Here is a 24,395-nt window from a genome sequence, read left to right as displayed (position 1 = left end):
TGTAGCCCTTGGTGTAGTCGAACTTCTCGACCGCACGGATCAGGCCGAGGTTGCCCTCCTGGATCAGGTCGAGGAAGAGCATGCCGCGGCCGGTGTAGCGCTTGGCCAGCGAGACGACGAGGCGGAGGTTCGCCTCGAGCAGGTGGTTCTTCGCCCGGCGACCGTCCTCGACGATCCACTCGAGCTCCTCGTGCACCTTCGCGGAGACCTTGCCGCCGGAGGCGAGCTTCTCCTCCGAGAACAGGCCGGCCTCGATCCGCTTGGCGAGCTCGACCTCCATCTCGGCGTTGAGCAGCGGGACCTTGCCGATCTGCTTCAGGTAGTCCTTGACCGGGTCGGCCGTCGCGCCGGCCACCATGACCTGCTGCTCGGGCTCGTCGGTGTCGTCGGCCGCGGAGACGACGAAGGAGGCCTCCTTCTCGTCCTCCTTGATCGACGGGTCGGCGGCGAGGTCCTTCTCGAACTGCTCGTCGGGGAGGTCCGGCAGCACCTTCTTGCCGTCCGGCCCGACGACGACCTCGGCCCCTTCGGCGGCCGGCGCGGCCTCGTCCTTCGCGGTGGCGGCCTTCTTCGCCGGGGGCGCCTTCTTCGCGGTCGCCTTCTTCGGTTCCGCCGCGGCCGTAGCGGTGGTCTTGGTGGCGGTCCGGCTCGCCGCCGCGGTCTTGGCCGGCGCCTTCTTCGCGGGGGCGGCCTTGGCCTCGTCGGCGGCCTTCTTCGCGGGCGCCTTCTTGGCGGTCTTCGCGGTGGTGGTCCGCCGGGTGGACGTCGCCGCCACGGCACGGTGGTCGTCGGCGTTCAGGGCGACCGTGATGCCCTGGCTGCTCAGGTGGACCATCAGCGCCTTCAGATGGCGGGGCTCGATCTCGGCCGCCTCGCTGGCGCGCCGAACCTGCTCGGGGGACACGGTGCCGGTGACCTTGCCCTGCTCCAGGAGCCCGGTGATCTCCGGGTGGGACAGGACTGCAGCGGGGAGCAACTTGCGCGAGCTCGCAGACACGAACAACCTCTCGGAAAAAGCATTCGGGGCGCGGCAAAGCCCGGTGTCGTCAAGAGCCGCACGAGCCATTCTGCCACGCCCAGCGTGTGATCCAAGCCCGACCCCACCGATGGACGGTGTGATCTGCGTAGTTCGTCCCTCAGCCGGCCGGTTGCGCCGCCCGGGCTGCGGCCTTCTTGGCCTTCTTGTAGTCGCGGACCTTCTGCAGCGAGACCGGGTCGACGACGTCGGCCACCGACCGGAAGCCCTCCTCGGCGTAGCCGCCGGCCGCGGCCTCCCACCCGTCAGGGCGTACGTCGATCTGCTTGGCGAGCAGGGCCACCAGGATCTGGGCCTTCTGCTTGCCGAAGCCCGGCAGCTGCTGCACCCGGCGGAGCAGGTCCCTGCCGTCCTTCGCCTCGGTCCACAGCCGGGTCACGTCGCCGTCGTACTCCTCGACCACCAGGGTGGCCAGCGCCTGGATGCGCGCGGCCATCGACCCGGGGAACCGGTGCACGGCGGGCGGGGTCGAGGCCATCGCGGCGAAGTCCTCCGGGTCCGCGGCGGCGATCCGGGCCGGGTCCAGCGTGCCGAACCGGTCCAGCACCTTGGCCGGGCCGCGGAACGCGTGCTCCATGGGGTACTGCTGGTCCAGCATCATCCCCAGCACCAGCGCGAACGGGTCGTCGGTCAGGACCTGGTCGGCGCGCTCGTCGCCGGTGATGTGGATCGCCATGGCCCCCATCCTCCCCCATGCTCGAGCGCGGCGTGAGCGACGGATCGTACTCATCGGGTGACCCGGTCCCGCCCCGGGCCCAGCAGCATGGGTCGGGTCTCGGGCCCAGCGACCGAGGCACGGAAGAACGAGGCCGGGAATGAGTGACGTCGCCTTCGCCGTCGTCGCGCTCCTGATGTTCGGGTGGGCGGTTGCGTCCCGCGCCCTGGCCCGCCACGACGTCACCGGTCCGATCATCTTCACCGTGGTCGGTTTCCTCCTGGCCAACCCGGACTGGGGAGTCCTGGCCGTCGACGTCGAGACCGGGACGGTGCACACGATCGCCGAGGTGACCCTGGCGCTCGTCCTGTTCTCCGACGCCGCACGCGTGAACCTCACCGAGCTGCGGCGCGACGTCGGGCTCTCGGTCCGTCTCCTCGCCATCGGGCTCCCGATCACCCTGGTCGTCGGCGGGCTCGCCGCGGCCGTCGTGTTCGACGACTTCACCTGGGGGCTCGCCGGCTTCGTGGGCGCGGCGCTGGCCCCGACCGACGCCGCCCTCAGCGCCCAGGTGATCAGCGACCGCCGGGTCCCGGGGCGGCTGCGCACCGCGCTGAACGTCGAGAGCGGCCTCAACGACGGGATCGCGACCCCCGTGGTCAGCTTCATGCTGGTCGCGTATGCGTCGCAGGCGGACCTGGGCGGTCACGGGGAGGCCGCCGCGACCGGCGGTTCGGCGGGCGACCTGCTCCTCGGCACCGGCATCGGCCTCCTGTGGGGCCTCGGGGGCGCGGCGGCCGTCACCGTCGCCACCCGCAGGAGCTGGGTGGCGAGCGGCGGCCGGCAGATCGCGACGCTGGCGCTGGCGCTGGGCGCCTTCTCCGCGGCGCTGGCGATCGAGGGCAACGGGTTCATCGCCGCCTTCGTGGCCGGGCTCGCGTTCGGGTCGGTGCTGGACGACCCGGACGAGATCGAGGGGATCGTGGAGCTCCCGGAGCTCGGCGGCCAGCTGCTGGCCCTGGTGGTGTGGTTCCTGTTCGGTTCGGTCCTCCTCCCCATCGCCTTCCACCAGGTGGACGAGGTGACCGTGGTCGTCTACGCGCTGCTCGCCCTCACCGTCTTCCGCATGGTCCCGGTGGCGATCGCCCTGGTGGGCTCGGGGCTCTCCCGGAAGGACGTGGTGTTCGTCGGGTGGTTCGGCCCGCGGGGGCTGGCGTCGGTCGTGTTCGCGCTGCTGGCGCTCGAGGAGCTGGGCGACAGCTCGGAGCTCGTCCTCGAGGCCGTCAGCGTGGTCACGTTGACCGTGCTGCTCAGCGTCGTCCTGCACGGGGTCTCCGCCGGACCTGCGGCCCGGAGCTACGGACGGGCTGGTTCGACCGGAGACGGGGCGACCGGGGACGGGGCGACCGACACCCGCGCGACGCCGCGCGGCTTCGTGCACCACGCGAAGCGCTCCTAGTACTCGTGCCGCGCAGTCACTCGTACCGCGCAGCCTGGCGCAGGCGCTTCCACCCGGCCTGTGGAGGACGCCGGCACCGGACGCCGTACGTCGGGCAGGGTGGCGGGCATGACCGCGACCGGAGCGCGCACGGGCCGCACCGCGCGACCGCCGTCGCTCAAGGCACGGGCGGCCGCACGGCGGGCGCTGCGTCGCGACCTGCGGCAGGCGGTCTCCGACCTCCGCACCGGCGTGCGCCGGCGCCGGTTCGCCCCGATGCTGCACGTCGGGCGCCTCGGGGGCCCGGTGGTGACCTGGCCCGACGACGGTACGGACGACCTCGACGGTGGCCTGCGGGAGGAGGTGGCGGCCGCCGTGCTCAGCCGGGCGCTGCTCACCTCGGCCGAGCCTGAGGCGTGGCTGACCCGCGAGGGTCATCCTGAGCCGCACGACGTCGACCTGGCCTGGCTGCCCGTGGTGCGCCGGGTCTTCGCCGAGGCCGGACTGGCACCGCGCTGCGTCGCGGTGGTCACCAAGAACGGGTGGTACGACCCGGTCCTGGAGGAGCGGGTCGTCTGGGAGCGGCTCCGGATCCGCGACCGCTGAGCTGCCGGGTCCGCGGATCACTCGACCCAGGTGTGGACCGGCTCGTTGGTGTGCATGAGCTCGCGGTAGGCCACCAGCGTCCGGCGCAGCGCCTCGGGGCGCTCCTGCGAGGCCGCCTCGGCGTGGAACCGACGGACGAACCACTCGGAGCCGTTGGTGCCCACCAGGCAGCGTTGCTCGATGATCCCGAGCAGCCGGGACGCCTCGTCCTCCGGCACGCCCCAGCGGGCCAGCCCCTCACGCGCCATCGGCAGCAGCCGGCGCAGCACCAGCTCGGTGGCGCGGACCTGCCCGATCGCCGGCCAGTAGACCTGGGCGTCGATCCCCTGCCGGGCGGCGGTCTGGAAGTTCTCCTCGGCGGCGCTGAACGACATCTGCGACCACAGCGGCCGCTCGGCCTCGGCGAGCTGCCGGACCAGGCCGAAGTAGAACGCCGCGTTCGCCATCGTGTCGACCACGGTCGGGCCGGCCGCCAGCACGCGGTTCTCGACCCGGAGGTGCGGCGTGCCACCGGCGATGTCGTAGATCGGGCGGTTCCAGCGGTAGATAGTGCCGTTGTGCAGCCGCAGCTCGTGCAGCCCCGGCACTCCCCCACCCTCGAGCACCGCGAGCGGGTCCTCGTCCTCGGTGACGGGGAGCAGCGCCGGGAAGTAGCGGACGTTCTCCTCGAACAGGTCGAACACGGAGGTGATCCACCGCTCGCCGAACCAGACCCGCGGCCGGACCCCCTGGGCCTTCAGCTCCTCGCTCCGGGTGTCGGTGGCCTGCTCGAACAGCGGGATCCGGGTCTCGCGCCACAGCTCCTTGCCGAGCAGGAACGGTGAGTTCGCACCGACGGCCAGCTGGATCGCCGCGATGCACTGGGAGGCGTTCCAGTACTCCGCGAAGTCGTCGGGGGACGTCTGCACGTGCAGCTGGGTGCTGGTGCACGCCGCCTCCGGGATGATCGAGTCCGCGGTCGTGATCAGCCGCTCGACGCCCCGGATGTCGATGGTGATGTCCTCGCCGCGGGCAGCCAGGATCTGGTCGCTGAGCAGCTGGTAGCGCGGGTTGCTGCTGAGGGTGGTCGGGCTCATGTGGCCCTCGGCCAGCGTCGGCAGGATGCCGATCATCACCATGTGCGCGCCGATGGTGCTCGCCTTGGACTCGGCGTCGTTGAGCGATTCCCGCAGGTTCTTCTCGTACGTCGCGAACCCGCCGTCGCGCAGCCGCTGGGGAGGCACGTTGATCTCGACGTTGAACTGCCCGAGCTCGGTCTGGAAGTCCGGGTTCGCGATCTGGGCCAGTGCGTCGGCGTTCTTCAGCGCGGGGTCACCGGCGTCGTCGACCAGGTTGAGCTCGATCTCGAGCCCGGTCATCGGGTCGTCGGTGTCGAACGCGGCCTCGCGGAGCATCCGGGCGAACACGTCGAGGCACCGTCGCACCTTCTCGCGGTGACGCGTGCGATCCGCCCGGGAGAACTCTTGTGCCGCGACCTCTTCGCCCATGAATGCACCCTAGTGTCTGGTTCCCCGCGCTGTCTGTGAGCGCACCCGGAGTGCGGTCGCGTCGGCGGCGAGGTCCGGGTCCGGGTCGCGGGGTGGGTGCCAGGTCGACGGCGGGACGGCGTGGTCGAGCAGGGTGGCGACCAGCCCCGCCAGGCGGTAGTCGGGGTCGGCCCCACGGCACCGGTCGAGCGCGCACCACGCCAAGGCCCCGTGGCCGGCCAGCCACGCCGCGAACGCGAGCAGGCACGCGGGCGCCGGGAGGAGGTGGGCCGGGCACCGGCGCACCACGTCGCGCCATACCTCGACGTGGCCGGCAGCGCTGCTGCGGGTCATCCGCAGCCAGGCCAGGTCGCGGAGCCGGACGTCTCGCAGGTCGACCAGCAACCGGGCGACGTCCCCGTCGGACCAGGCCTCGCCGGCGAGCCGGCGGTCGAGGGCTGAATCCACCCACTGCCGCTCGGACTCGTGGCCCTCCGGACCGGCCCGGTCGAGCGAGCGGGCCAGCTGGTCGACGGCCTCGACCGCCGCCTGGTCGTCCGCGATGAGGCCGGCCGCGAGGGCGTCGCGGGAGCCGAGCGTGACCCGGCCGTCGAGCACGGCCTGGGCCAGGAACGGGTGGCTGCGGTCGTCGTACGGCGTGCCGGCGTAGGCCTCCGGCGGCCGACCGGGAAGCAGCGCGAACCAACGCTTCCCGTCGGCGTGCAGGAGGTCGACGAGGTCGACGCCAGCCTCGGTGAACCTTGTCGCGAGCACGCCGGCCGCCTGCGCCGCCAGAGCGGCGTCGGGGGTGTAGACGACCAGGGCCACGCGGTCGATGCGGTGCCGCAGCACCGGGTCGAGCAGGGCGTCGGCGACCTCGGGCAGGTCGGCGGGGCTCGCGGGCAGGTCGATCCGGGCGTGGAACGCCTCGGGCTGGCGCGACGGACCGGCACGTCGGCGACGACGTGGTGGCGTGCGGGGGAAGGTCAGCATCACGACGGAGTCGGTGGCCCGGAAGCCGAGCACCACCGGGACCGCGGCCAGCAGGTCGCCCGGCGATCGGGCCAGCAGGGTCCGTGCCGGCAAGCCACCGCCGGGTGACGGGACGGGAGTGGGCGAGGGGAGGGACGGATCGGTGTGGGTCATGCCGACCACGCTTCCCGCGGGCACCGACGCGGCCCGGCCGCCGTGCCCCGTCCTGTGGACGACAACCGCCGACGCGCGCCCTGTGCACGGAAAGTGGGTCGTCGGCGGTAGTTTCCGGCCCATGAGGGCGGGTCGGGCCACCGTGGGGGCGGCAGCGAGGACGGCGGGATGAGAGGCGAGGCTTCCGTCCTGCACCTCGACCTCGACGCGTTCTTCGCCGCGGTCGAGCAGCGCGACAAGCCCTCGCTGCGCGGCAAGCCCGTCGTGGTCGGCGGGGTCGGCGGCAGGGGCGTGGTGTCCACGGCGTCGTACGAGGCCCGCGCGTTCGGTGTCCGGTCGGCCATGTCGACCCGCGAGGCGCGCGCCCGCTGTCCGCACGCGGCGTTCCTCAGCGGCCGGTTCCACGCCTACCGTGACACCAGCCGGGCGGTCATGGAGGTGCTCCGGGCCGCCTCGCCCCTGGTCGAGCCACTGTCCCTCGACGAGGCCTTCGTCGACCTGCGGACCGCGCCGGGGCTCGCCGGCCACGACGTGGCGGCGGTGACCGCGTTCGGCGAGGAGCTCCGGGCCCGGGTGCGTGAGGCCACCGGCGGCCTGACCGCGAGCGTCGGCATCGGCACCTCGAAGTTCATCGCCAAGGTGGCCAGCGACCTCGACAAGCCGGACGGCCTGGTGGTGGTGGCGCCCGGCACCGAGCAGGACCTGCTCCGGCCGATGAAGGTCACCGTCATCCCCGGCGTCGGTCCCGCCACGACGGAGCGGCTGCGCCGGGCCGGGGTGCACACGGTCGAGGACCTCGAGGGGGTCAGCGAGGACGAGCTGGTCCGGCTGGTCGGGAAGGCCCATGGACACGGCCTGTGGCGGCTGGCGCGGGCGCTCGACGACCGCGCGGTCGAGCCGGAGCGCGAGACCAAGTCCGTCAGCGTCGAGGGCACCTACGAGGACGACCTCACCGACCGCCGGTTGATGGAGGGGCTGCTGACCCGGCAGGCGGGCAACGTCGCCGAGCGGCTGCGCAAGCACGGCATGTCGGGCCGGACCGTCACGATCAAGGTCCGGCTGCACGACTTCACGACGCTCAACCGGTCCACCACGCTCGCGTCGCCCACCGACAACGCCGCCGTGATCGGGCGCCTCGCGCGCACCCTCCTGGGCGACCTCGACACCTCCGGCGGCGTCCGGCTGCTCGGCGTCGGAGTCTCCGGACTGGCCGACTGGGTGCAGGACGACCTGTTCCAGACCGAGGAGGGGGCGCAGCCCGAGGAGCCGGTCGCGCTCCCCGACGTGCCGCGCCGGGTCTGGTCGCCGGGGATGGACGTCGAGCACGCGGAGATGGGTCGCGGCTGGGTGTGGGGATCCGGCAAGGGCGTGGTCACGGTGCGCTTCGAGACCGCGGACACGGCTCCCGGCCCGGTGCGGTCGTACGCCGCCGACGACACCGACCTTCAGCCCTGGCCGACTCAGTCGCCCGAGCCCGCCCCGGGTCTCCCGTAGCCACCTCCGCCCGGCGTCTGGATCACGAAGACGTCGCCGGCGGCGACCTCGACCGTCACCCGGCCAGGCAGCCGGTCGACGCGGCCGTCGACGCGCTCCACCCTCTGCTCGCCCAGGCTGCCCGGCCCACCACCTGCCATGCCGTACGGCGCCACCCTCCGGTTGCTGCTCAGCAGGTTGAGGGTCATCGGCTCCAGGAACCGGATGCGGCGCCGCCCGCCGTCCCCGCCCCGCCACCTGCCGGGTCCGCCGGTCCCCGGGACGACCTCGTAGCTCTCCACCCGCACCGGGTAGCGCCACTCCAGCACCTCGGGGTCGGTCAGCCGGGAGTTCGTCATGTGCGTCTGCACCACGTCGGTGCCGTCGAACCCCGGCCCCGCCCCGGAACCGCTGGCCACGGTCTCGTAGTACTGGTGGCGGGCGTTGCCGAAGGTCACGTTGTTCATCGTCCCGGCACCTTCGGCCTGGGCGCCGAGGGCCGCGAACAGGGCACCCGTGACGGCCTGAGAGGTCTCGACGTTGCCGGCGACGACCGCGGCAGGGTACCCCGGAGCGAGGAGACAGCCGTCGGGGATGACGACCCGGATCGGTGCCAGGCAACCGGCGTTGAGCGGGATGTCGTCCTCGACGAGGGAGCGGAAGACGTAGAGCACCGCCGCCATCACCACCGAGGAGGGAGCGTTGGCGTTGCCCGCCAGCTGCGCCGACGTGCCCGTGAAGTCGATCTCCACCTCACGCCTCTCGCGGTCCACCCGGACAGCCACCTCGATCACGGAGCCGTCGTCGAGCTCGTAGGAGTACGCGCCGTCGCTCAGCGCCGGCACCACACGACGTACCGCCTCCTCGGCGTTGTCGCGGACGTGCCGCATGTAGGCGGCCACGACGTCGAGGCCGAAGTGCTCCACCATCGCGCGGAGCTCCTCGACGCCCTTCTCGTTGGCGGCCACCTGGGCCCGCAGGTCCGCCAGGTTGGCCTCGGGGTTGCGGGAGGGGAACTCGGCGGTGCTGAACAGGTCCAGGGTCTCGGACTCCCGCAACCGGCCCTGGTGGACCAGGAGCCAGTTGTCGACGAGCACCCCCTCCTCCTCGATCCGGGTGCTGTCGGACGGCATCGAGCCGGGGCTCTTCCCGCCGATCTCGGCGTGGTGCCCGCGTGAAGCCACGAAGAACAGCAGCCGCTCCCCCGCCTCGTCGAAGACCGGGGTCACCACGGTGACGTCCGGCAGGTGCGTGCCGCCGGCGTAGGGGTTGTTGAGCACGTAGGAGTCGCCGGCCCGGATCCGCCCCGCGTTGGCGCGCAGCACCGCCTTGATGCTCTCCCCCATCGACCCGAGGTGGACCGGCATGTGCGGCGCGTTCGCAATGAGGTTGCCCTCGGCGTCGAAGACCGCGCAGGAGAAGTCCAGCCGCTCCTTGATGTTGACCGAGTGTGCGGTGCTCTGCAGCCGCGCGCCCATCTGCTCGGCCACGGACATGTAGAGGTTGTTGAACACCTCCAGAAGCACGGGGTCGGCCCGACGCCCGCTGACGTCGGCATCCGGCCGAGCCTCCACGCGCGCCAGGATGAGGTTGCCGAGCCGGTCGACGCTCGCCTCCCACCCGGGCTCGACGACGGTGGTGGCGTTCTCCTCGGTGACCAGCGCCGGACCGGTGACCCGGTGGCCGCGGCGCAGGGCCTCCCGCTCGAAGAGCCCCACGTCCTTCCAGGCCCCCGCCTCGAAGAGGCGCACCCGGTCGGAGGGGGGCGCGGGGGTTGCCGCGGCGGGCAGCTCGGGCAGCCGGTCGCCGTGCTCGGCGACCGCCGCGACCTCGACGGTGACCGCCTCGACCACGAGACGCTTCTCCGGCATGAGGAAGGAGAACCTGCGGCGGTACGCCGCCTCGAACTCCGACGTCATGGCAGACAGAGGACCGAGCGTCACCGGCACGGCGGTGTCGGTGCCCTCGTACCGCAGCAGGGCCCTTGTCACCACGGTGGGACGAGCAGCGGTGCCCTCGTCGGTCAGCCCACCCTCGTCGGTCAGCTCGGCCTCGGCGGCCGCCCGGAGCTCGGCCACCAGGCTGTCCAGCTCGTCGAGCAGGGCGGGCTCCAGCGGCCGCTCGACCGCATGCTCCCGCAGCGCCGTGATGTCGGCCAGCCCCATGCCGTACGCCGACAGCACGCCGGCGAAGGGGTGGATGAGCACGGTCGTGATGCCGAGCTCGTCCGCGACGGCGCAGGCGTGCTGCCCGCCCGCCCCACCGAACGTGGCGAGGGCGTAGCGAGTGACGTCGTAGCCACGCTGCACCGAGATCTTCTTGATCGCCGAGGCCATGTTGGCCACCGCGATCCGTAAGTACCCGGCGGCGACCTGCTCCGGCCCCCGCGTGTCGCCCGTGGCCACGCTGATCTCCGCAGCCTGGGCCTCGAACCCCTTGCGTACGACGTCCACGTCCAGCGGCTCGTCGCCGGCGGGGCCGAAGACCCGCGGGAATCGGTCGGGGTGGATACGGCCCAGCATCACGTTGGCGTCCGTGACGGTGAGCGGTCCGCCGTTGCGGTACGCCGCCGGGCCGGGGTCGGCGCCCGCCGAGTCGGGCCCGACGCGGTAGCGGCTGCCGTCGAAGTGCAGGACCGACCCGCCTCCCGCCGCGACCGTGTGGATGCTCAGCATCGGCGCCCGCAGCCGTACGCCGGCGACCACCGTCTCCAGCTCGCGCTCGAGCTCGCCGGCGTAGTGGCAGACGTCGGTGGAGGTGCCGCCCATGTCGAAGCCGATCACCCGGGAGAAGCCGGCCGCGACCGCGGTGCGGGACATCCCGACCACCCCGCCAGCAGGTCCGGACAGGATCGCGTCCTTGCCCCGGAAGTGGTGCGCCTCGGTCAGCCCGCCGTTGGACTGCATGAACATCAGGCGGGACCTCGCGAGCGGAGCGGTCACCCGGTCGACGTATCGCCTCAGGATCGGCGACAGGTACGCGTCGACGACCGTCGTGTCGCCCCGGGCCACCATCCGCATGAGCGGGCTCACCTCGTGCGACAGCGAGACCTGGGGGTAGCCGACCTCAGCCGCGATCCGGCCGATCGCCTGCTCGTGCTGCGGGAACCGGTAGCCGTGGAGGCACAGCACGGCGACGGCGCGCAGGCCGTCGTCGTACGCCGCCTGGAGCCCCTCGCGGACCGCGTCCTCGTCCAGCGGCACCAGCACCTCGCCGTGCGCGCTCACGCGCTCGAGCGCCTCGACCACCCGACTGTGGACCAGGTCGGGCAGCATGATCCGGCGGTCGAAGATGCGGGGGCGGTTCTGGTACGCGATCCGCAGGACGTCCCGGAAGCCGGCGGTCACGACCAGCAGCGTCGGCTCACCCGTGCGCTCCAGCAGCGCGTTGGTGGCGACGGTCGTGCCCATCTTGACCACGTCGACCCGCTCGGACGGGATCGGCTCACCGCGCCGCGTGCCCAGCAGTCGACGGATCCCCTCGAGGACCGCGTCGTCGTACTGCCTCGGGTCGTCCGACAGCAGCTTGCAGGTCACCAGGTGCCCGTCCGGCCGCTGCGCCACGATGTCCGTGAACGTGCCACCCCGGTCGACCCAGAACTGCCACCGACCGGACGCCACCGTGGAATCGGCTGAGGTCATGGGGCCGAGGATAGGCCGGGGATAGGGTCACCGGCATGCAGTCTCCCACCGGTGCTCCCGCCGCTTCCGGGGCCACCCCCGCCGCCCCGCCCGCCGCCCCGCCCGTCGCCCCACCCATCGCACAGACCCGTCCCTCCGAACGCACCCTCCACGGCGAGGTGCGGGTCGACGAGTACGAGTGGCTCCGGGACAAGGACGACCCCGCCACCACGGCGTACCTCGAGGCCGAGAACGCGTGGACGCAGTCCCGCACAGCCCACCTGGCCGACCTGCGGCAGGCGATCTTCGACGAGATCAAGGCCCGCACGTTCGAGACCGACCTGTCGGTGCCGAGCCGGATCCGCGGCCACTGGTACTACTCGCGCTCCTTCGAGGGCAAGGAGTACGGCGCGAGCTGCCGCGTCCCCGTCACCGACCCGGACGACTGGACTCCCCCGAAGCCGGCCGAGGACTGCACCGTCGACGAGCCGGCGCTCCCCGGCGAGCATGTGCTGCTCGACCTCAACGTCCTGGCCGAGGGCCACGAGTTCTTCTCGCTGGGCGGCTCCTCGGTGAGCCCCGACGAGACGCTGGTCGCCTACGCCACCGACGTGGTGGGCGACGAGCGCTACACGATCCGGGTCCTGGACCTGCGCACCGGGGACCTGCTGCCCGACGAGATCACCGGCACCCTCGGCGGTGCCACCTGGGACCGGGCGGGCGAGCACTTCTACTACGCGACCGTCGACGACAGCTGGCGGCCGGACAAGATCTGGCGGCACCGGCTGGGCACTTCCCGCGAGGACGACGTGCTGGTCCACCACGAGACCGACGCCCGGTTCTGGATCGGCGTCGGCCGCTCGCGCAGCGACCGCTACCTGATGGTCGTGGCCGGATCGAAGACCACCACCGAGTACCGCGTCCTGGACGCCGACGACCCCGAGGGCACCTTCGAGGTCTTCCATCCCCGCGAGCAGGACCTGGAGTACCACCTCGAGCACGCCGTGATCGGCGGCGAGGACGTCTTCCTGGTCATGCACAACGGATCCGGCCCCGACTTCGAGCTGGCCCGCACCCCGGTCCGGCCGACCCCGCGCGCCGACTGGGAGCCGGTCATCCCCCACGACCCCAGCGTCCGGCTGGAGGACGTCGACGCGTTCGCCGGGCACCTGGTCGTGCACCAGCGCACCAACGGCCTGACCCAGCTGCGGATCCTGGAGCTCGGCGAGGGTGGCATCACCGACGACTACCAGGTCGGGTTCGACGACGAGGTCTACACGATCGGCTCCGGCGGCAACCCGGAGTTCGCGCAGCCCGTGGTGCGGTTCGGCTACACCACGCTCGCCACCCCCGGCGGCGTGCACAGCTACGACGTCCGCACGCGCGAGACCACGCTGCTGAAGCAGACCCGGGTCCGCGACTTCGACCCCGCGGCGTACGAGCAGCACCGCACGTGGGCCACCTCTCAGGACGGCACGCGGGTGCCGATCTCGATCGTGGTGCCGGCCGGGGCGCCGCGGGACGGGTCCGTCCCGTTCCTGCTCTACGGGTACGGCGCCTACGAGATGTCGACCGACCCGTACTTCTCGATCGCCCGGCTCTCGATGCTCGACCGCGGCGCCGGGTTCGCGATCGCGCACGTCCGCGGCGGCGGCGAGATGGGCCGGCACTGGTACGAGGACGGAAAGCTCGCCCACAAGCAGCACACCTTCACCGACTTCGCCGCCTGTGCCCGGCACCTGGTCGCCGAGGGCTGGACCTCCCACGACCGCCTGGTCGCCGAGGGTGGCAGCGCCGGTGGACTGCTGATCGGCGCGGTCGCGAACCAGGCGCCCGAGCTCTTCGCCGGGCTGGTGGCGCAGGTGCCGTTCGTCGACGCCCTCACCAGCATGCTCGACTCGTCGCTGCCGCTGACGGTGATGGAGTACGAGGAGTGGGGCAACCCCGAGGACGACGCCGAGGCCTACCGCACGATCCGCGCCTACGCGCCGTACGACAACGTGGCCGCGCACGACTACCCGCCGATCCTGGCGGAGAGCTCCCTCAACGACACCCGGGTGCTGTACGTCGAGGCGAGCAAGTGGGTCGCCCGGCTGCGGGCGCGCGCCACGGGACGTCGCGACTTCCTGCTCAAGACCGAGATGTCGGCCGGCCACGGGGGTGTCTCGGGCCGCTACAAGGCCTGGCACGACCGGGCGTTCACCCTGGCCTGGGTGCTGGACCGGATGGGTCTCGCGGACGCCCCCGGACACGCTTCCTGAGCGCTCCCCTGAGAAGTCCCTGAGAAGTGCTCCGACCGGCAACTCACGACGTTCCTCGCACGTCTATCTGGGTACAGACGCGCCGACGGCAGCGGGAATCTCCGCAGCGCGACGGACGTTGGACCGATTGCGTGGTGACTCACCAGTAACGAGTCGCCAGCGAAGTGAGGAGGGCGTGCACGATGGCCACCAGGACCGCTACCGCGACGCGCGAGATCGAGGGCCGCGACAGCGTCGGCCTGTACCTCGACGAGATCGCTCGCAACCCGCTGCTCGACGCGGAGACCGAGGTCGAGCTCTCCAAGACGATCGAGGCCGGGCTCATGGCCGAGCACCTGCTCCGTGAGGGCCGCGTGGGTCGCCGGAAGGGCGGCGCGCCGAAGTCCGCGACCGAGGAGGAGCTCGAGTGGCTCGCCGAGGAGGGCCGCAAGGCGGTCCGGCGCTTCACCGAGGCGAACCTCCGGCTGGTGGTCTCGATCGCCCGCAAGTACGGCCGCGCGCAGATGCCGATGCTGGACCTCATCCAGGAGGGCAACACCGGACTGATCCGGGCCGTCGAGAAGTTCGACTACACCAAGGGCTACAAGTTCAGCACCTACGCCACGTGGTGGGTGCGCCAGGCGATCACCCGGGGCATCGCCCAGCAGGCGCGCGTCGTGCGCCTCCCCGTGCACGTGGTCGAGGAGCTCAACCAGGTGGGGAGTGCCCGCCGCACCCTCGAGCGCCAGCTCGGCCGCGACCCGGAGCCGGAGGAGATCGCCGCCGAGCTCGACATGGACATCGAGCGGGTGCTCGACCTGCTGCGGTGGGGTCGCGAGCACGTCAGCCTCGACTCCCCCGTCGACGAGGACGGCGACACCTCGCTGGGCGACCTGATGGCGCAGGAGACCACGCCCAGCCCCGACCTCGAGGTGCTCGACGTCGAGAGCCGCGACCGGCTCAACAGCCTGGTCTCGCTGCTCGACGACCGGGCCGCCGACATCATCCGGTCCCGCTACGGGCTCGTGGACGGCCGGCAGCACAAGCTCGCCGACATCGGCGCGAAGCACGGCATCTCCGCCGAGCGGGTGCGCCAGCTCGAGCGTGAGGCGATCCAGAAGCTCCGGAAGTTCGCCGATCCCGACCTCGCGGCATGAGCCGCTCGCCCGGGACCTCCTGATACTGCTCGGCGGGTCAGGGTCGCGTCCCTCCAGCGCTGCTCGGACCCGCCGAGACCACCTGCGCGAAGACCTCCGCCACTCTCAGGCGGAGGTCTTCGAGCGTCCCGGCGTTGTCGATGACGTGGGTGGCGATCGCCAGCCGCTGCTCGCGGGTCGCCTGGGCCGCGACCCGGCTCTCCGCCTCCTCGCGGGTCATCCCGCGCAGCTCGACCATGCGGCGTACCTGCACGTCGGTGGGGACGTCGACCACGATCACTGCGTCGAAGTTCCGTGCCTGGCCGGTCTCGGCGAGCAACGGGATGTCGTGCACGACGACCGCGCCGTCGGGTGCCGCGGCCTCGAGCGCCCGGCCCCGGGCCCGCACCCGCGGGTGGATGATCGCCTCCAGCGCCCGCCGCTTCGCCTCGTCGCCGAACACGATCGCGCCCATCGCCGGCCGGTCCAGTCCCCCGTCGGCGGTCAGCACTCCCTCGCCGAACGTCGCGACGACCTCGGCCAGGCCGTCGGTGCCGGGTGCGACCACCTCACGGGCCAGCAGGTCGGCGTCGACGACGACCGCGCCGAGCTCGGCCAGGATCGCGGACACCGTGCTCTTGCCGGAGGCCACGCCTCCTGTGAGTCCCACGCGCACGCACCGATCCTAGGGTGCGTCTCTCACGTCGGCGCCGTCGCGGGCGGCTGTCAGGATGGCCGGGTGAGCCCGACCGTCCTGCACCCCGGCGACCGGGTGGCGCTGCTGGTCCCCGGCTCCGCGACGTACGTCGACGCGGTGCTGTCGCTCCTGGCGGCCGGGGTGTTCCCGGTCCCGCTGGACCCGACCCTGACGCCGCGTGAGCGCGCCTCGATGCTGGACGACGTCGCTCCCGCGCTGGTGGTCGAGGACGCCGCGAGCGTGGCCGCCCTGGTCGACCCGGAGCGCAGCCGGGCGCTGCCGCTGGGCCGGCCGATGCACGTCACCAGCGGCACCACCGGTCGCCCGAAGGGCGTGTTCTCGGGCCTGCTCGACGAGCGGTCGGCGGCCTCGCTGGTCGCCGAGGAGCGGGACCTGTGGGGGTTCGGGCGAGAGGACGTCAACCTCGTGCTCAGCCCGCTGCACCACTCCGCTCCCCTGCGCTTCGCGACCGGCACCCTGCTGGCCGGCGGCCGGATCGTGGTGCCCGGACCGTTCGACGCGGCGGCCGTCACCGCGGCGATCGAGCGGGAGCGGCCGACCACGATGTTCTGCGTGCCGACGCACCTGCAGCGGCTCTTCGCGCACTGGGACGAGGTCGGGGTGCCCGACCTCTCGTCTTACCGGCTGGTCGCGCACGCCGGCGCCCCGTGTCCCGTCGCGGTCAAGGAGCGGCTCGTCGAGCTGTTCCCCGACGGCTCCACATGGGAGTTCTACGGCTCCACCGAGGGCCAGTTCACGGCCTGCCCCAGCGAGGAGTGGCAGCGGCGCCCGGGGACCGTCGGGCGGGCCCGGCCGGGACGACGGCTGCGGGTGGACGAGGACGGCACGATCTGGTGCCGGGTCCCGGAGCACGCCCGGTTCTCCTACTGGGGTGCGCCCGAGAAGACAGCCGCGGCGTGGCACGAGACGCCCGACGGGCCCGAGTTCACGGTCCGCGACGCCGGCCGGCTCGACGAGGACGGCTACCTCTACCTCGACGGCCGGCGCGAGGACCTGGTGATCAGCGGCGGCGTCAACGTCTACCCCCTGGAGGTCGAGAACGCCCTGCGCGAGCACCCCGGAGTCGAGGACGTCGCCGTGTACGCCGTCGACGACGACGCCTGGGGCCAGCGGGTCTGCGCCGGGATCGTCGGCACCGCAACCGCGGCCGACCTCGCCGCGTTCGCCCGGACCCGGTTGGCGCCGGCCAAGCGCCCCAAGGAGTACCACCACCTCGACGCCCTCCCCGTCACCTCGACCGGCAAGGTGCGCCGCAGCGCGGTGGCGGCCACGGTCGACGCACGGGAGGAGGGCTGATGGCCGACATCGCCCCCGGGCTCGACCGGCTGGCCGTCGCCGTCGCCGCGCCGGAGGTCCTGCTCACCGAGCCCGACGGGCGGCTCCGGGGTGACGGCGTGCAGGGCTGGTACGTCGACGACGTGCGCCTGCTGCGCAGGCTGGAGACGCGCGTGTCCCCGGCCGGGTCGGCGCGCGCGCAGGTCGGTCACACGCTCTCGCCCGACGGCCTGGTCACCACGGTCGAGGTGATCGCAGATCGACCGGTCACGGTGGACCTCGAGATCACCCTCGCCGTGGACCTGGCGCCGGTGGCAGTCGTCCGGCAGCAGCAGTCGACCGAGGACGCGGCCTCGCTGCCCACCACGGAGGGCCTCTCGTGGACGGGCGAGGCGAGCGGCTGCGCGCTGTCCTGCACCCCGGCCCCGGCGTCGTACGAGCGGCTGGGCTGGCGGTTCGACGTGTCCCCGGACGCCCCGGCCCGGGTCGACCTCCGCTTCGCCGCGCGCGGTGACCCGCAGTTCGCGCCCGGCGGTCCCCCGCCGTGGTCCACCGCGGTGCCCGTCCCGGTCGACGACCCGCGGTGGACGCCCCTGGTCCGGCAGGGGCTGGCGGACCTGGCCGGGCTGCTGCTGCGTGACGGCGAGGACGCGTTCGTGGCCGCCGGCGCCCCGTGGTACCTCACGATGTTCGGTCGGGACGCGCTGTGGACCGCACGGCTGATGATGCCGTTCGGGACCGGGCTCGCGCTCTCGACCCTGCGCGCGCTGGCCCGGCGGCAGGGCGTCAGCGACGACCCCTCGACCGAGGAGCAACCCGGGAAGATCCTGCACGAGGTCCGCTCGGGCACGGTCCGCCTCGGCGGCATGGTGCTGCCGCCGGTCTACTACGGCACGGTCGACGCGACCCCGCTGTTCGTGGGCACCCTGGCCGACGCCTGGCGGGCCGGAGCCGACCGGGACGAGGTGGCGGCGCTGGTGCCGGCCGCCCGCCGCTGCCTGGAGTGGATGATGAGCCAGACCCGGGAGTCAGGTTGGCTGCGGTACGTCGACTCCTCGGGCCACGGGCTGGCCAACCAGGGCTGGAAGGACAGCGTCGACTCCGTCCGGTACGCCGACGGCGGCATCGCCGAGCCCCCGATCGCGCTCTGCGAGGTTCAGGGCTACGCCTACGAGGCCGCGGTCCAGGGCGCCGCACTCCTTGCCGAGCTCGGCGAGCCGCCCGTCGAGGGGCTCGCCGCGTGGGCGGCATCGCTGCGCCGCCGGTTCGCCGAGGCGTTCTGGGTGGACACCCCGGAGGGCGGCCACGTGGCGATCGCACTCGACGGCAGGGGGCGGCCCGCGGACGCCGTCGCCTCCAACATGGGCCACCTGCTGGGCACCGGCATCCTCACCCCGCAGCAGGCGCGTCGGGTGGCCACCGTGCTGACCGGCCCGGCGATGTCCTCCGGCTACGGCCTGCGGACGCTCGCGCTGGACTCCCCGGCGTACGACCCGCTGAGCTACCACTGCGGCTCGGTCTGGCCGCACGACACCGCGATCGCGGTGCGCGGGCTGGTGGCCGAGAGCTTCCGGACCGAGGCAGCCGGGCTGGCGCGCGGCCTGGTCGAGGCGTCCGGCGTCTTCGGCGCCCGGCTGCCGGAGCTGTGGAGCGGCGACCCGCGGGTGCCCGGAGAGGAGGGTCCGGCGGCGTACCCGTCGGCGTGCCGGCCGCAGGCGTGGGCCGCGGCGGCCCCGCTGGCCTGCCTGGCCGCGCTCGCGGGTTAGGTGGGTCAGGCCGTGGCCGCGCCGGAGAAGGTGCGGCGGTACTGCTGGGGGCTGACCCCGCGCGCCCTGCTGAAGTGGTGGCGCAGCGTGGCGGGGTTGCCGAAGCCCACCTCGGAGGCGATCCAGTCGACGGAGTGGTCGGTGGACTCCAGCAGCTCCTCCGCAGCCATGATCCGCTGCCGGGTGACCCACGAGTGCGGCGTGCTGCCGGTCTCCTCGCGGAAGCGGCGGGCAAAGGTCCGGCTGGACATGTGGGCCCGCTTGGCCAGCTGGTCGATGCTGAGGTCCTCGGCGAGGTTGTGCAGGATCCAGGTGAGGAGCGGGCCGAGGGTCTCGGCCTCGCAGTCGGTGACCGCCCGCTCGATGAACTGGGCCTGGCCGCCGTCGCGGTGGGCCGGGATCACCATGCGCCGGGCTGCCGCAGCCGCCACCTGGCTGCCGAACTGCTGGCGCATCACGTGCAGGGCCGCGTCGAGGCCGGCCGCGGAACCGGCCCCGGTGATGATCGTGCCGTCCTGGACGTAGAGCACGTCCCGGTCCACCGAGACCGCGGGGTAGAGCTCGGCCAGCTCGTCGACGTACCGCCAGTGGGTGGTCGCCCGCCGTCCGCCCAGCAGGCCCGACTCGGCCAGCGTGAACGCGGCCGTGCAGTGGGCGAAGACCATCGCGCCGCGGGCGTGCGCGGCGCGGACCGCCTCGACGATCTCGGGCGAGGGGTTGCGGTAGTCGCGCTTCGGGCAGATGCAGACCAGGTCGGCGTCGGCCGCCGCGTCGAGGCCGTGCTCGACGTGGAGGTCGAAGCCGCTGGCGCCGCTGACCCGCCCCGGGACCGGCGTCGCGACCACGAAGTCGAAGACCGGGTTGTCGTCCTCGGGGTGGTGGGGCTCGGCCCACACCTCGCACATCGCGCCGAGCCCGAACGGCTCCGCACCTTCGTCGACCAGGACCGCCACCTTGTGCATGAGACCAGCATCACCCCGTTCTGGCCGAAAATCAACGCCCTGACCACTTCTGCCGGTCATGGCAGCATCTGGCCCCTGATAGAATTCGTGCCATGACCATCGCCTTCCTCCTCCTCTTCTTCCTGGCCTACGCCGCGTTCCTGGTGGCCTTCATCGACAATGACGGCCACGGCCGCATGCCGACCTTCCGGCACCCGCCGCGCAGCCACCACGCCGACATGTTCGAGCCGCGCGAGCTCGTCTGACCCACTCGGAGGACGCTGGCAGGATTTCGACGAAGGTAGGCATTTTCGCCACTAGTGGCAGATTCTCAACTACGGCAGTATTACTGCCATGACCATCGCAGCAATCCTGATCCTGGCCGCAGTCGCCTACGGGGTACTGTTCGCGGCCTTCGTGCGCAACGACGGGTACGGCGCTCGCGCGTCGAACGACAACCCGCCTCGCAGCCACCCGGCTGACGTCTTCGAGAGCCACTCGTTCGTCTGAGCCTCGACTCCGACGACCGACCGCCCGCGACGCGGGTCGCCCCTCCTCCGGTGGCGGCCCGCGTCGCGGCATCTCGGCACCTGTCCCGGGACGCCTCAGCTCAGGGCGAACCGAGCGTCCACCCTGGCCACCACCGCCACGTCCTGCGGCACGAACTCGACGTCGTCACCCGCAGTGGCCGCGGCCCGCGAGAACATCGCCGGGCCCTCGCTCCGGGGCTCCAGCCCCTGGCCGAGCATGCCGGCGTCCGCCAGGGCCACCGGGTGCACCCGTCCGAGCTCGAGCGCGTTCGCGTAGGCCTGTGCCTTCTCGGCCGCCTGGCGCACCGCCGCCGTCCGGACCTCCCGGGTCACCGTCTCCTGCCGGGCAGCGGTGAGCGCCCACGCGATCCGGCCCACGCGGAAGCCCGGCACCGGCGTCACCTCTCCGAGCCAGGAGCTCATCCGGGCGAAGTCGCGGAACTTCACCTCCAGCACCAGCTGGGCGTGGTGCACCAACGGCAGCTGCTTGCCCTCCTGGTTCCACGGCCGGCGGGCCCAGGTGCGGATCTGGTCGCTGGACCACCAGGTCACCGGACCCGCCTGCGGGTCGTGCAGGGCGGTCACGGCGTCGGTGACCCGACGTGCGGACGCCACGGCGCCGTCGTACACGCTGACCGCGGTCGGGCCCTCGAGGCCCACCTCCGCGTGCACCGTCGCCCGCTCCGGGCGCAGGAAGGCGGTGTGCTCGCCCCGGACCGTGATCTCCACCCGTTCCACGCGGGGAACCCTACTGAAATGCCGGCGGGGCGGCACGGCTGTCGCCGTACCGCCCCGCCCGTGCGTCAGGTGCGAGACCCGGGTCAGTTGCCCCCGGTGAGCTTCTCGCGCAGTGCCTGCAGCGCCTCGTCGGACGCCAGCGAGCCGCTGGTGTCGCTGGACGTGGTGGTCTCGCCGCCGGAGGAGTACGAGGTGGCCTCGCCGGCCTCCGCCTCGGCCTCCTTGGCCTCGGCCTGCTGCTTGACGTGGGCCTCCCAGCGAGCGTGCGCCTTGGCGTACTGGTCCTCCCAGGTCGCGCGCTGCTCGTCGTACCCCTCGAGCCACTCGCCGGTCTCCGGGTCGAAGCCCTCGGGGTAGATGTAGTTGCCCTGCTCGTCGTAGGACGCGGTCATGCCGTAGAGCGTCGGGTCGAACTCCTCGACGTCGGCAGCGGTGGCGGTCTCGTTGGCCTGCTTGAGTGACAGCGAGATCCGGCGACGCTCGAGGTCGATGTCGATGATCTTGACCATGACGTCGTCGTTGACCTGGACCACCTGCTCGGGGATCTCCACGTGGCGCTCGGCCAGCTCGGAGATGTGCACCAGGCCCTCGATGCCCTCCTCGACGCGGACGAACGACCCGAACGGCACCAGCTTGGTGACCTTGCCCGGGACGATCTGGCCGATCTGGTGGGTGCGGGCGAAGTGCTGCCACGGGTCCTCCTGGGTCGCCTTCAGCGACAGGGAGACACGCTCGCGGTCCATGTCCACGTCGAGGACCTCGACGGTGACCTCGTCGCCCACGGTGACGACCTCGGACGGGTGGTCGATGTGCTTCCAGGACAGCTCCGAGACGTGCACCAGGCCGTCGACGCCGCCGAGGTCCACGAACGCACCGAAGTTGACGATCGAGGACACGACGCCCTTGCGGATCTGGCCCTTCTGGAGCTGGGTCAGGAAGCCCTGGCGGACCTCGGACTGGGTCTGCTCGAGCCACGCACGACGCGACAGGACCACGTTGTTGCGGTTCTTGTCGAGCTCGATGATCTTCGCCTCGAGGGTCTGGCCGACGTACGGCTGGAGGTCGCGGACGCGACGCATCTCGACCAGCGAGGCGGGCAGGAAGCCGCGAAGGCCGATGTCGAGGATGAGACCACCCTTGACGACCTCGATGACGGTGCCCTCGACGACGCCGTCCTCCTCCTTGACCTGCTCGATGGTGCCCCAGGCGCGCTCGTACTGGGCGCGCTTCTTGGACAGGATGAGCCGGCCTTCCTTGTCCTCCTTCTGGAGGACCAGGGCCTCGACCTTGTCGCCGACGGTCACGACCTCGGAGGGGTCGACGTCGTGCTTGATCGACAGCTCGCGCGAGGGGATGACGCCCTCGGTCTTGTAGCCGATGTCGAGCAGGACCTCGTCCCGGTCGACCTTGACGATGGTGCCATCCACGATGTCACCGTCGTTGAAGTACTTGATGGTCTCGTCGATCGCGGCGAGGAAGTCCTCTTCCGACCCGATGTCGTTGACCGCCACCTGGGGCGCGTCGGTGTCCGGAAGAGTGGAGATGGAGCTCGTCATAAGGGAAGTGATTCCTTGGGTGGATGTGGTGTCGTGCGGGCGCGCCACAAGTCCCGTTTCACTACCGATGGAGCCTGTCCGGCCGAATGCCGGGTGATAGCGAGCGAGAGTCCACTCCGTCCGGGACGCAGGCAGACTTCTGGCGCAATTGTGAATTCTATTGCGTTGTTGCGCGCTGCGTCCAACCGGGGTCCCCGCTGCGGGCGATCCCGAGCAGGCGGTCGTGCGCCGCGTCCGCCACCGGATTCTGCCCGGCGCGGGCCGCGAGGTCCACCAGGGCGAACAGGTCGGCTGCCCGGGCCCGGTCGAGGACGTCGTCCGGGACGGCCGGAAGGAACCCGCGGTAGGCGTCCAGCGCGGCCTCGGTGAGCACCGGGTCGCGCTCGAATCGCAGCAGGTTCCCCAGGTCGGCGTACGGCGACCCGGCATGGGCGAACTCCCAGTCCAGGACCGCGGTGACCTCGAGCGTGTCAGGGTCGACCAGCAGGTTCTTGGGGTTCAGGTCGCTGTGCACGAGGCAGGTCCGGCTCTCCGTGTCGAGGAGGTCCTGCGCGGCGTCGGCGACCGCGGCGAGGGCCGCGAGGTCGTCGGCCGCCCAGCCCAACCGGTCGACGTGGGCGGCCACCCAGGTCGGCAGGTCGCGGGCCTCGGCGGGCATCGGGGTGATCGCCAGCTCCGGACCGGCGAACAGGCCGGGTCGCGGCATCGCGACATGACCGAGCCGGCCCAGCAGGGTCCCGAGGTGGCCGCCGAGCGTGCGCCGGGCGTCCGACCCGAGCGATGGCAGCAGCAGGTCGAGCCGCTCCCCCGGCTGGTAGGACGTCACCAGCAGCCCGGGCAGGTCGGTGGCCGGGTCGCCGCGACGCACCTCCAGCACCCGCGGCACCGGGACCAGCCCGCGCACCAGGGCGAGGACGGCCGCGTCCACCTCCGGGGCGTCGGGGCCGCGCCACGCCGACCGCGGTCCGTAGATGCGCACCACGGCTCGCTCCCCGACGTACTCGCCCAGGAAGGTCTCCCCGCTGTGCCCGCCGGCCAGCGGCTCCAGCGATGGCACTCCGGGGTCGACGGGTCCGGGTTCGGGGTGCATGGGGCGCAGCCTGCCAGAGCGGACTAGCCTCGTCCCATGGAGTCAGCGGACGACCCGGGCGCCGGCGTCGCCCTCCCCCACGAGCCCGAGCCCGACTCCGCGGCAGGGCCGAGCGTCCGTGCGCTCCGGGTCGAGGTGGGCGAGGAGACCTCGCGGCAGGCGAACCGTCGGGACTGGGACCGGTACGCCGACGAGTACCAGTCCACGCACGGCGCGTTCCTCGGCGACGCCGGTTTCGTGTGGGGGCCGGAGGGGTTCACCGAGGACCGGGCCGGGCTCCTCGGCGACGTCACCGGCAAGCGGGTGCTCGAGCTCGGGTGCGGTGCGAGCCAGTGCTCGCGCTGGGTGATCGACCACGGCGGTACGGCGGTCGGGATCGACCTGTCCTTCCGTCAGCTCCAGCACTCCCACCGCCTCGACGAGGAGACCGGGACCCCGGTCCCGGTCGTCTGCGCCACCGCCACCGACGTGCCGTTCGTCGACGGCTCCTTCGACGTCGTGTTCTCGTCCTTCGGGGCGTTGCAGTTCGTCGCGGACGCGCGAGCCGCGGTCGCGGAGGTACGACGGGTGCTGCGGTCCGGCGGCCGGTTCGTGTTCTCGGTGACCCACCCGACCCGGTGGATGTTCCCCGACGACCCGACGGAGGCCGGGCTGGTGGCGTCGCAGTCCTACTGGGACCGCACGCCGTACGTCGAGGTCGACGACGTCTCGGGCGCCCCGAGCTACGTCGAGCACCACCGCACGATCGGCGACTGGGTCGAGCTCCTCCAGGGCGCCGGGATGGCGCTGACCGGCTTCGTGGAGCCGGAGTGGCCCGAGGACCACGACCGCACGTGGGGCGGATGGTCGCGCACCCGCGGTCTGCTCACGCCCGGCACCGCGATCTTCGTGGCCCGGGTCATCTGACCGGACGCCCCATGACGAAGGGGCGCGACCGGACGGGTGTCCGGCCGCGCCCCTCGCGC

20 protein-coding genes are annotated in these 24,395 nt (G+C 72.5%); 10 read left to right on the top strand and 10 right to left on the bottom strand.

All coding sequences use genetic code 11. The features are described from left to right. Both EKO23_RS14500 and EKO23_RS14495 read right to left on the bottom strand, forming a co-directional pair. On the bottom strand, positions 1-1,003 hold a 1,003-nt coding region (locus EKO23_RS14500), incomplete at its 3' end, for a sigma-70 factor domain-containing protein (RefSeq protein WP_281280938.1). A 133-nt stretch (positions 1,004-1,136) separates the two neighbouring features. Further along, complete coding sequence (locus EKO23_RS14495; protein ID WP_134718492.1) at positions 1,137-1,712, bottom strand: HhH-GPD-type base excision DNA repair protein; 576 nt, start codon at positions 1,710-1,712, stop codon at positions 1,137-1,139. Positions 1,713-1,851: 139 nt separating this feature from the next. Here EKO23_RS14495 and EKO23_RS14490 point away from each other — a divergent pair, with 139 nt between their 5' ends. Beyond that, complete coding sequence (locus tag EKO23_RS14490; protein WP_134718490.1) at positions 1,852-3,150, top strand: cation:proton antiporter; 1,299 nt, start codon at positions 1,852-1,854, stop codon at positions 3,148-3,150. A 108-nt stretch (positions 3,151-3,258) separates the two neighbouring features. After that, the gene (locus EKO23_RS14485) at positions 3,259-3,735 is read left to right on the top strand and encodes a hypothetical protein (protein ID WP_134718488.1); all 477 of its coding nucleotides are present in this window, start codon (positions 3,259-3,261) and stop codon (positions 3,733-3,735) included. A gap of 17 nt (positions 3,736-3,752) precedes the next feature. Here EKO23_RS14485 and EKO23_RS14480 read toward each other — a convergent pair whose 3' ends face one another. Further along, on the bottom strand, positions 3,753-5,222 hold the full coding sequence (locus tag EKO23_RS14480; RefSeq protein WP_134718486.1) for a glutamate-cysteine ligase family protein: 1,470 nt from the start codon (positions 5,220-5,222) through the stop codon (positions 3,753-3,755). Positions 5,223-5,231: 9 nt separating this feature from the next. Continuing rightward, positions 5,232-6,347 (bottom strand): DUF4192 domain-containing protein, encoded by a 1,116-nt coding sequence (locus EKO23_RS14475; RefSeq protein ID WP_167880483.1) that lies wholly within the window; start codon positions 6,345-6,347, stop codon positions 5,232-5,234. Between the two features lie 168 nt (positions 6,348-6,515). Here EKO23_RS14475 and EKO23_RS14470 point away from each other — a divergent pair, with 168 nt between their 5' ends. Continuing rightward, complete coding sequence (locus EKO23_RS14470) at positions 6,516-7,841, top strand: DNA polymerase IV (protein WP_134718482.1); 1,326 nt, start codon at positions 6,516-6,518, stop codon at positions 7,839-7,841. Here the strand turns inward: EKO23_RS14470 and EKO23_RS14465 are convergent. Further along, positions 7,808-11,461, bottom strand: a complete 3,654-nt coding sequence (locus EKO23_RS14465) for a hydantoinase B/oxoprolinase family protein (RefSeq protein ID WP_134718480.1) — start codon at positions 11,459-11,461, stop codon at positions 7,808-7,810. The two genes, EKO23_RS14470 and EKO23_RS14465, sit on opposite strands and share 34 nt — an antisense overlap. A gap of 35 nt (positions 11,462-11,496) precedes the next feature. On the opposite strand from EKO23_RS14465, the gene EKO23_RS14460 reads away from it, so the two are divergent. Both EKO23_RS14460 and EKO23_RS14455 read left to right on the top strand, forming a co-directional pair. After that, on the top strand, positions 11,497-13,701 hold the full coding sequence (locus EKO23_RS14460; RefSeq protein ID WP_134718478.1) for a S9 family peptidase: 2,205 nt from the start codon (positions 11,497-11,499) through the stop codon (positions 13,699-13,701). Between the two features lie 182 nt (positions 13,702-13,883). After that, a complete protein-coding gene (locus tag EKO23_RS14455) occupies positions 13,884-14,837 on the top strand; it encodes a sigma-70 family RNA polymerase sigma factor (protein ID WP_134718476.1) in 954 nt (317 codons plus the stop codon). Positions 14,838-14,874: 37 nt separating this feature from the next. Here the strand turns inward: EKO23_RS14455 and coaE are convergent, their stop codons facing one another. Beyond that, positions 14,875-15,492 (bottom strand): dephospho-CoA kinase, encoded by a 618-nt coding sequence (gene coaE, locus EKO23_RS14450; RefSeq protein ID WP_134718474.1) that lies wholly within the window; start codon positions 15,490-15,492, stop codon positions 14,875-14,877. A 63-nt stretch (positions 15,493-15,555) separates the two neighbouring features. Here coaE and EKO23_RS14445 point away from each other — a divergent pair, with 63 nt between their 5' ends. Together EKO23_RS14445 and EKO23_RS14440 are read left to right on the top strand one after the other, a co-directional pair. Next, complete coding sequence (locus tag EKO23_RS14445) at positions 15,556-16,830, top strand: class I adenylate-forming enzyme family protein (protein ID WP_134718472.1); 1,275 nt, start codon at positions 15,556-15,558, stop codon at positions 16,828-16,830. Continuing rightward, positions 16,830-18,575, top strand: a complete 1,746-nt coding sequence (locus EKO23_RS14440; RefSeq protein WP_134718470.1) for an MGH1-like glycoside hydrolase domain-containing protein — start codon at positions 16,830-16,832, stop codon at positions 18,573-18,575. Before EKO23_RS14445 ends, EKO23_RS14440 begins: the two co-directional genes overlap by 1 nt. 5 nt (positions 18,576-18,580) lie before the next feature. Here the strand turns inward: EKO23_RS14440 and EKO23_RS14435 are convergent, their stop codons facing one another. Continuing rightward, the gene (locus EKO23_RS14435; protein ID WP_134718468.1) at positions 18,581-19,537 is read right to left on the bottom strand and encodes a GlxA family transcriptional regulator; all 957 of its coding nucleotides are present in this window, start codon (positions 19,535-19,537) and stop codon (positions 18,581-18,583) included. Positions 19,538-19,629: 92 nt separating this feature from the next. Between EKO23_RS14435 and EKO23_RS25320 the strand changes: the two genes are divergently transcribed. After that, positions 19,630-19,782, top strand: a complete 153-nt coding sequence (locus EKO23_RS25320) for a hypothetical protein (RefSeq protein WP_167880482.1) — start codon at positions 19,630-19,632, stop codon at positions 19,780-19,782. 88 nt (positions 19,783-19,870) lie between these two features. Then, on the top strand, positions 19,871-20,026 hold the full coding sequence (locus EKO23_RS25315; protein ID WP_167880481.1) for a hypothetical protein: 156 nt from the start codon (positions 19,871-19,873) through the stop codon (positions 20,024-20,026). Between the two features lie 95 nt (positions 20,027-20,121). Here the strand turns inward: EKO23_RS25315 and EKO23_RS14430 are convergent, their stop codons facing one another. From EKO23_RS14430 to EKO23_RS14420, 3 genes are all read right to left on the bottom strand, one after another. Then, complete coding sequence (locus EKO23_RS14430; protein ID WP_134718466.1) at positions 20,122-20,784, bottom strand: SIMPL domain-containing protein; 663 nt, start codon at positions 20,782-20,784, stop codon at positions 20,122-20,124. Between the two features lie 83 nt (positions 20,785-20,867). Further along, positions 20,868-22,340 (bottom strand): 30S ribosomal protein S1, encoded by a 1,473-nt coding sequence (gene rpsA, locus EKO23_RS14425; RefSeq protein WP_134718464.1) that lies wholly within the window; start codon positions 22,338-22,340, stop codon positions 20,868-20,870. 157 nt (positions 22,341-22,497) lie between these two features. Further along, on the bottom strand, positions 22,498-23,430 hold the full coding sequence (locus EKO23_RS14420; RefSeq protein ID WP_134718462.1) for a phosphotransferase family protein: 933 nt from the start codon (positions 23,428-23,430) through the stop codon (positions 22,498-22,500). 36 nt (positions 23,431-23,466) lie between these two features. Here EKO23_RS14420 and EKO23_RS14415 point away from each other — a divergent pair, with 36 nt between their 5' ends. Further along, positions 23,467-24,336 carry a class I SAM-dependent methyltransferase gene (locus EKO23_RS14415; RefSeq protein WP_134718460.1) on the top strand — a complete coding sequence of 290 codons (870 nt, stop codon included), beginning with the start codon at positions 23,467-23,469 and terminating at the stop codon, positions 24,334-24,336. Positions 24,337-24,395 lie beyond the last annotated feature (59 nt).

Origin of the sequence: Nocardioides guangzhouensis (assembly GCF_004519545.1) — a bacterium.
Lineage (GTDB): Bacteria > Actinomycetota > Actinomycetes > Propionibacteriales > Nocardioidaceae > Nocardioides > Nocardioides guangzhouensis.
This window is presented reverse-complemented; position numbering and strand designations above follow the sequence as displayed.

Bases quoted from the DNA above. Each gene is read 5' to 3' on its own strand.
- EKO23_RS25315 (WP_167880481.1), top strand. From the start codon at position 19,871: ATGACCATCGCAGCAATCCTGATCCTGGCCGCAGTCGCCTACGGGGTA.
- EKO23_RS14480 (WP_134718486.1), bottom strand. From the start codon at position 5,222: ATGGGCGAAGAGGTCGCGGCACAAGAGTTCTCCCGGGCGGATCGCACG.
- rpsA (WP_134718464.1), bottom strand. From the start codon at position 22,340: ATGACGAGCTCCATCTCCACTCTTCCGGACACCGACGCGCCCCAGGTG.
- EKO23_RS14435 (WP_134718468.1), bottom strand. From the start codon at position 19,537: ATGCACAAGGTGGCGGTCCTGGTCGACGAAGGTGCGGAGCCGTTCGGG.
- EKO23_RS14460 (WP_134718478.1), top strand. From the start codon at position 11,497: ATGCAGTCTCCCACCGGTGCTCCCGCCGCTTCCGGGGCCACCCCCGCC.
- EKO23_RS14420 (WP_134718462.1), bottom strand. From the start codon at position 23,430: ATGCACCCCGAACCCGGACCCGTCGACCCCGGAGTGCCATCGCTGGAG.
- EKO23_RS14455 (WP_134718476.1), top strand. From the start codon at position 13,884: ATGGCCACCAGGACCGCTACCGCGACGCGCGAGATCGAGGGCCGCGAC.
- EKO23_RS14440 (WP_134718470.1), top strand. From the start codon at position 16,830: ATGGCCGACATCGCCCCCGGGCTCGACCGGCTGGCCGTCGCCGTCGCC.
- EKO23_RS14490 (WP_134718490.1), top strand. From the start codon at position 1,852: ATGAGTGACGTCGCCTTCGCCGTCGTCGCGCTCCTGATGTTCGGGTGG.
- EKO23_RS14495 (WP_134718492.1), bottom strand. From the start codon at position 1,712: ATGGCGATCCACATCACCGGCGACGAGCGCGCCGACCAGGTCCTGACC.
- EKO23_RS14470 (WP_134718482.1), top strand. From the start codon at position 6,516: ATGAGAGGCGAGGCTTCCGTCCTGCACCTCGACCTCGACGCGTTCTTC.
- EKO23_RS25320 (WP_167880482.1), top strand. From the start codon at position 19,630: ATGACCATCGCCTTCCTCCTCCTCTTCTTCCTGGCCTACGCCGCGTTC.
- EKO23_RS14485 (WP_134718488.1), top strand. From the start codon at position 3,259: ATGACCGCGACCGGAGCGCGCACGGGCCGCACCGCGCGACCGCCGTCG.
- EKO23_RS14475 (WP_167880483.1), bottom strand. From the start codon at position 6,347: ATGACCCACACCGATCCGTCCCTCCCCTCGCCCACTCCCGTCCCGTCA.
- EKO23_RS14465 (WP_134718480.1), bottom strand. From the start codon at position 11,461: ATGACCTCAGCCGATTCCACGGTGGCGTCCGGTCGGTGGCAGTTCTGG.
- EKO23_RS14415 (WP_134718460.1), top strand. From the start codon at position 23,467: ATGGAGTCAGCGGACGACCCGGGCGCCGGCGTCGCCCTCCCCCACGAG.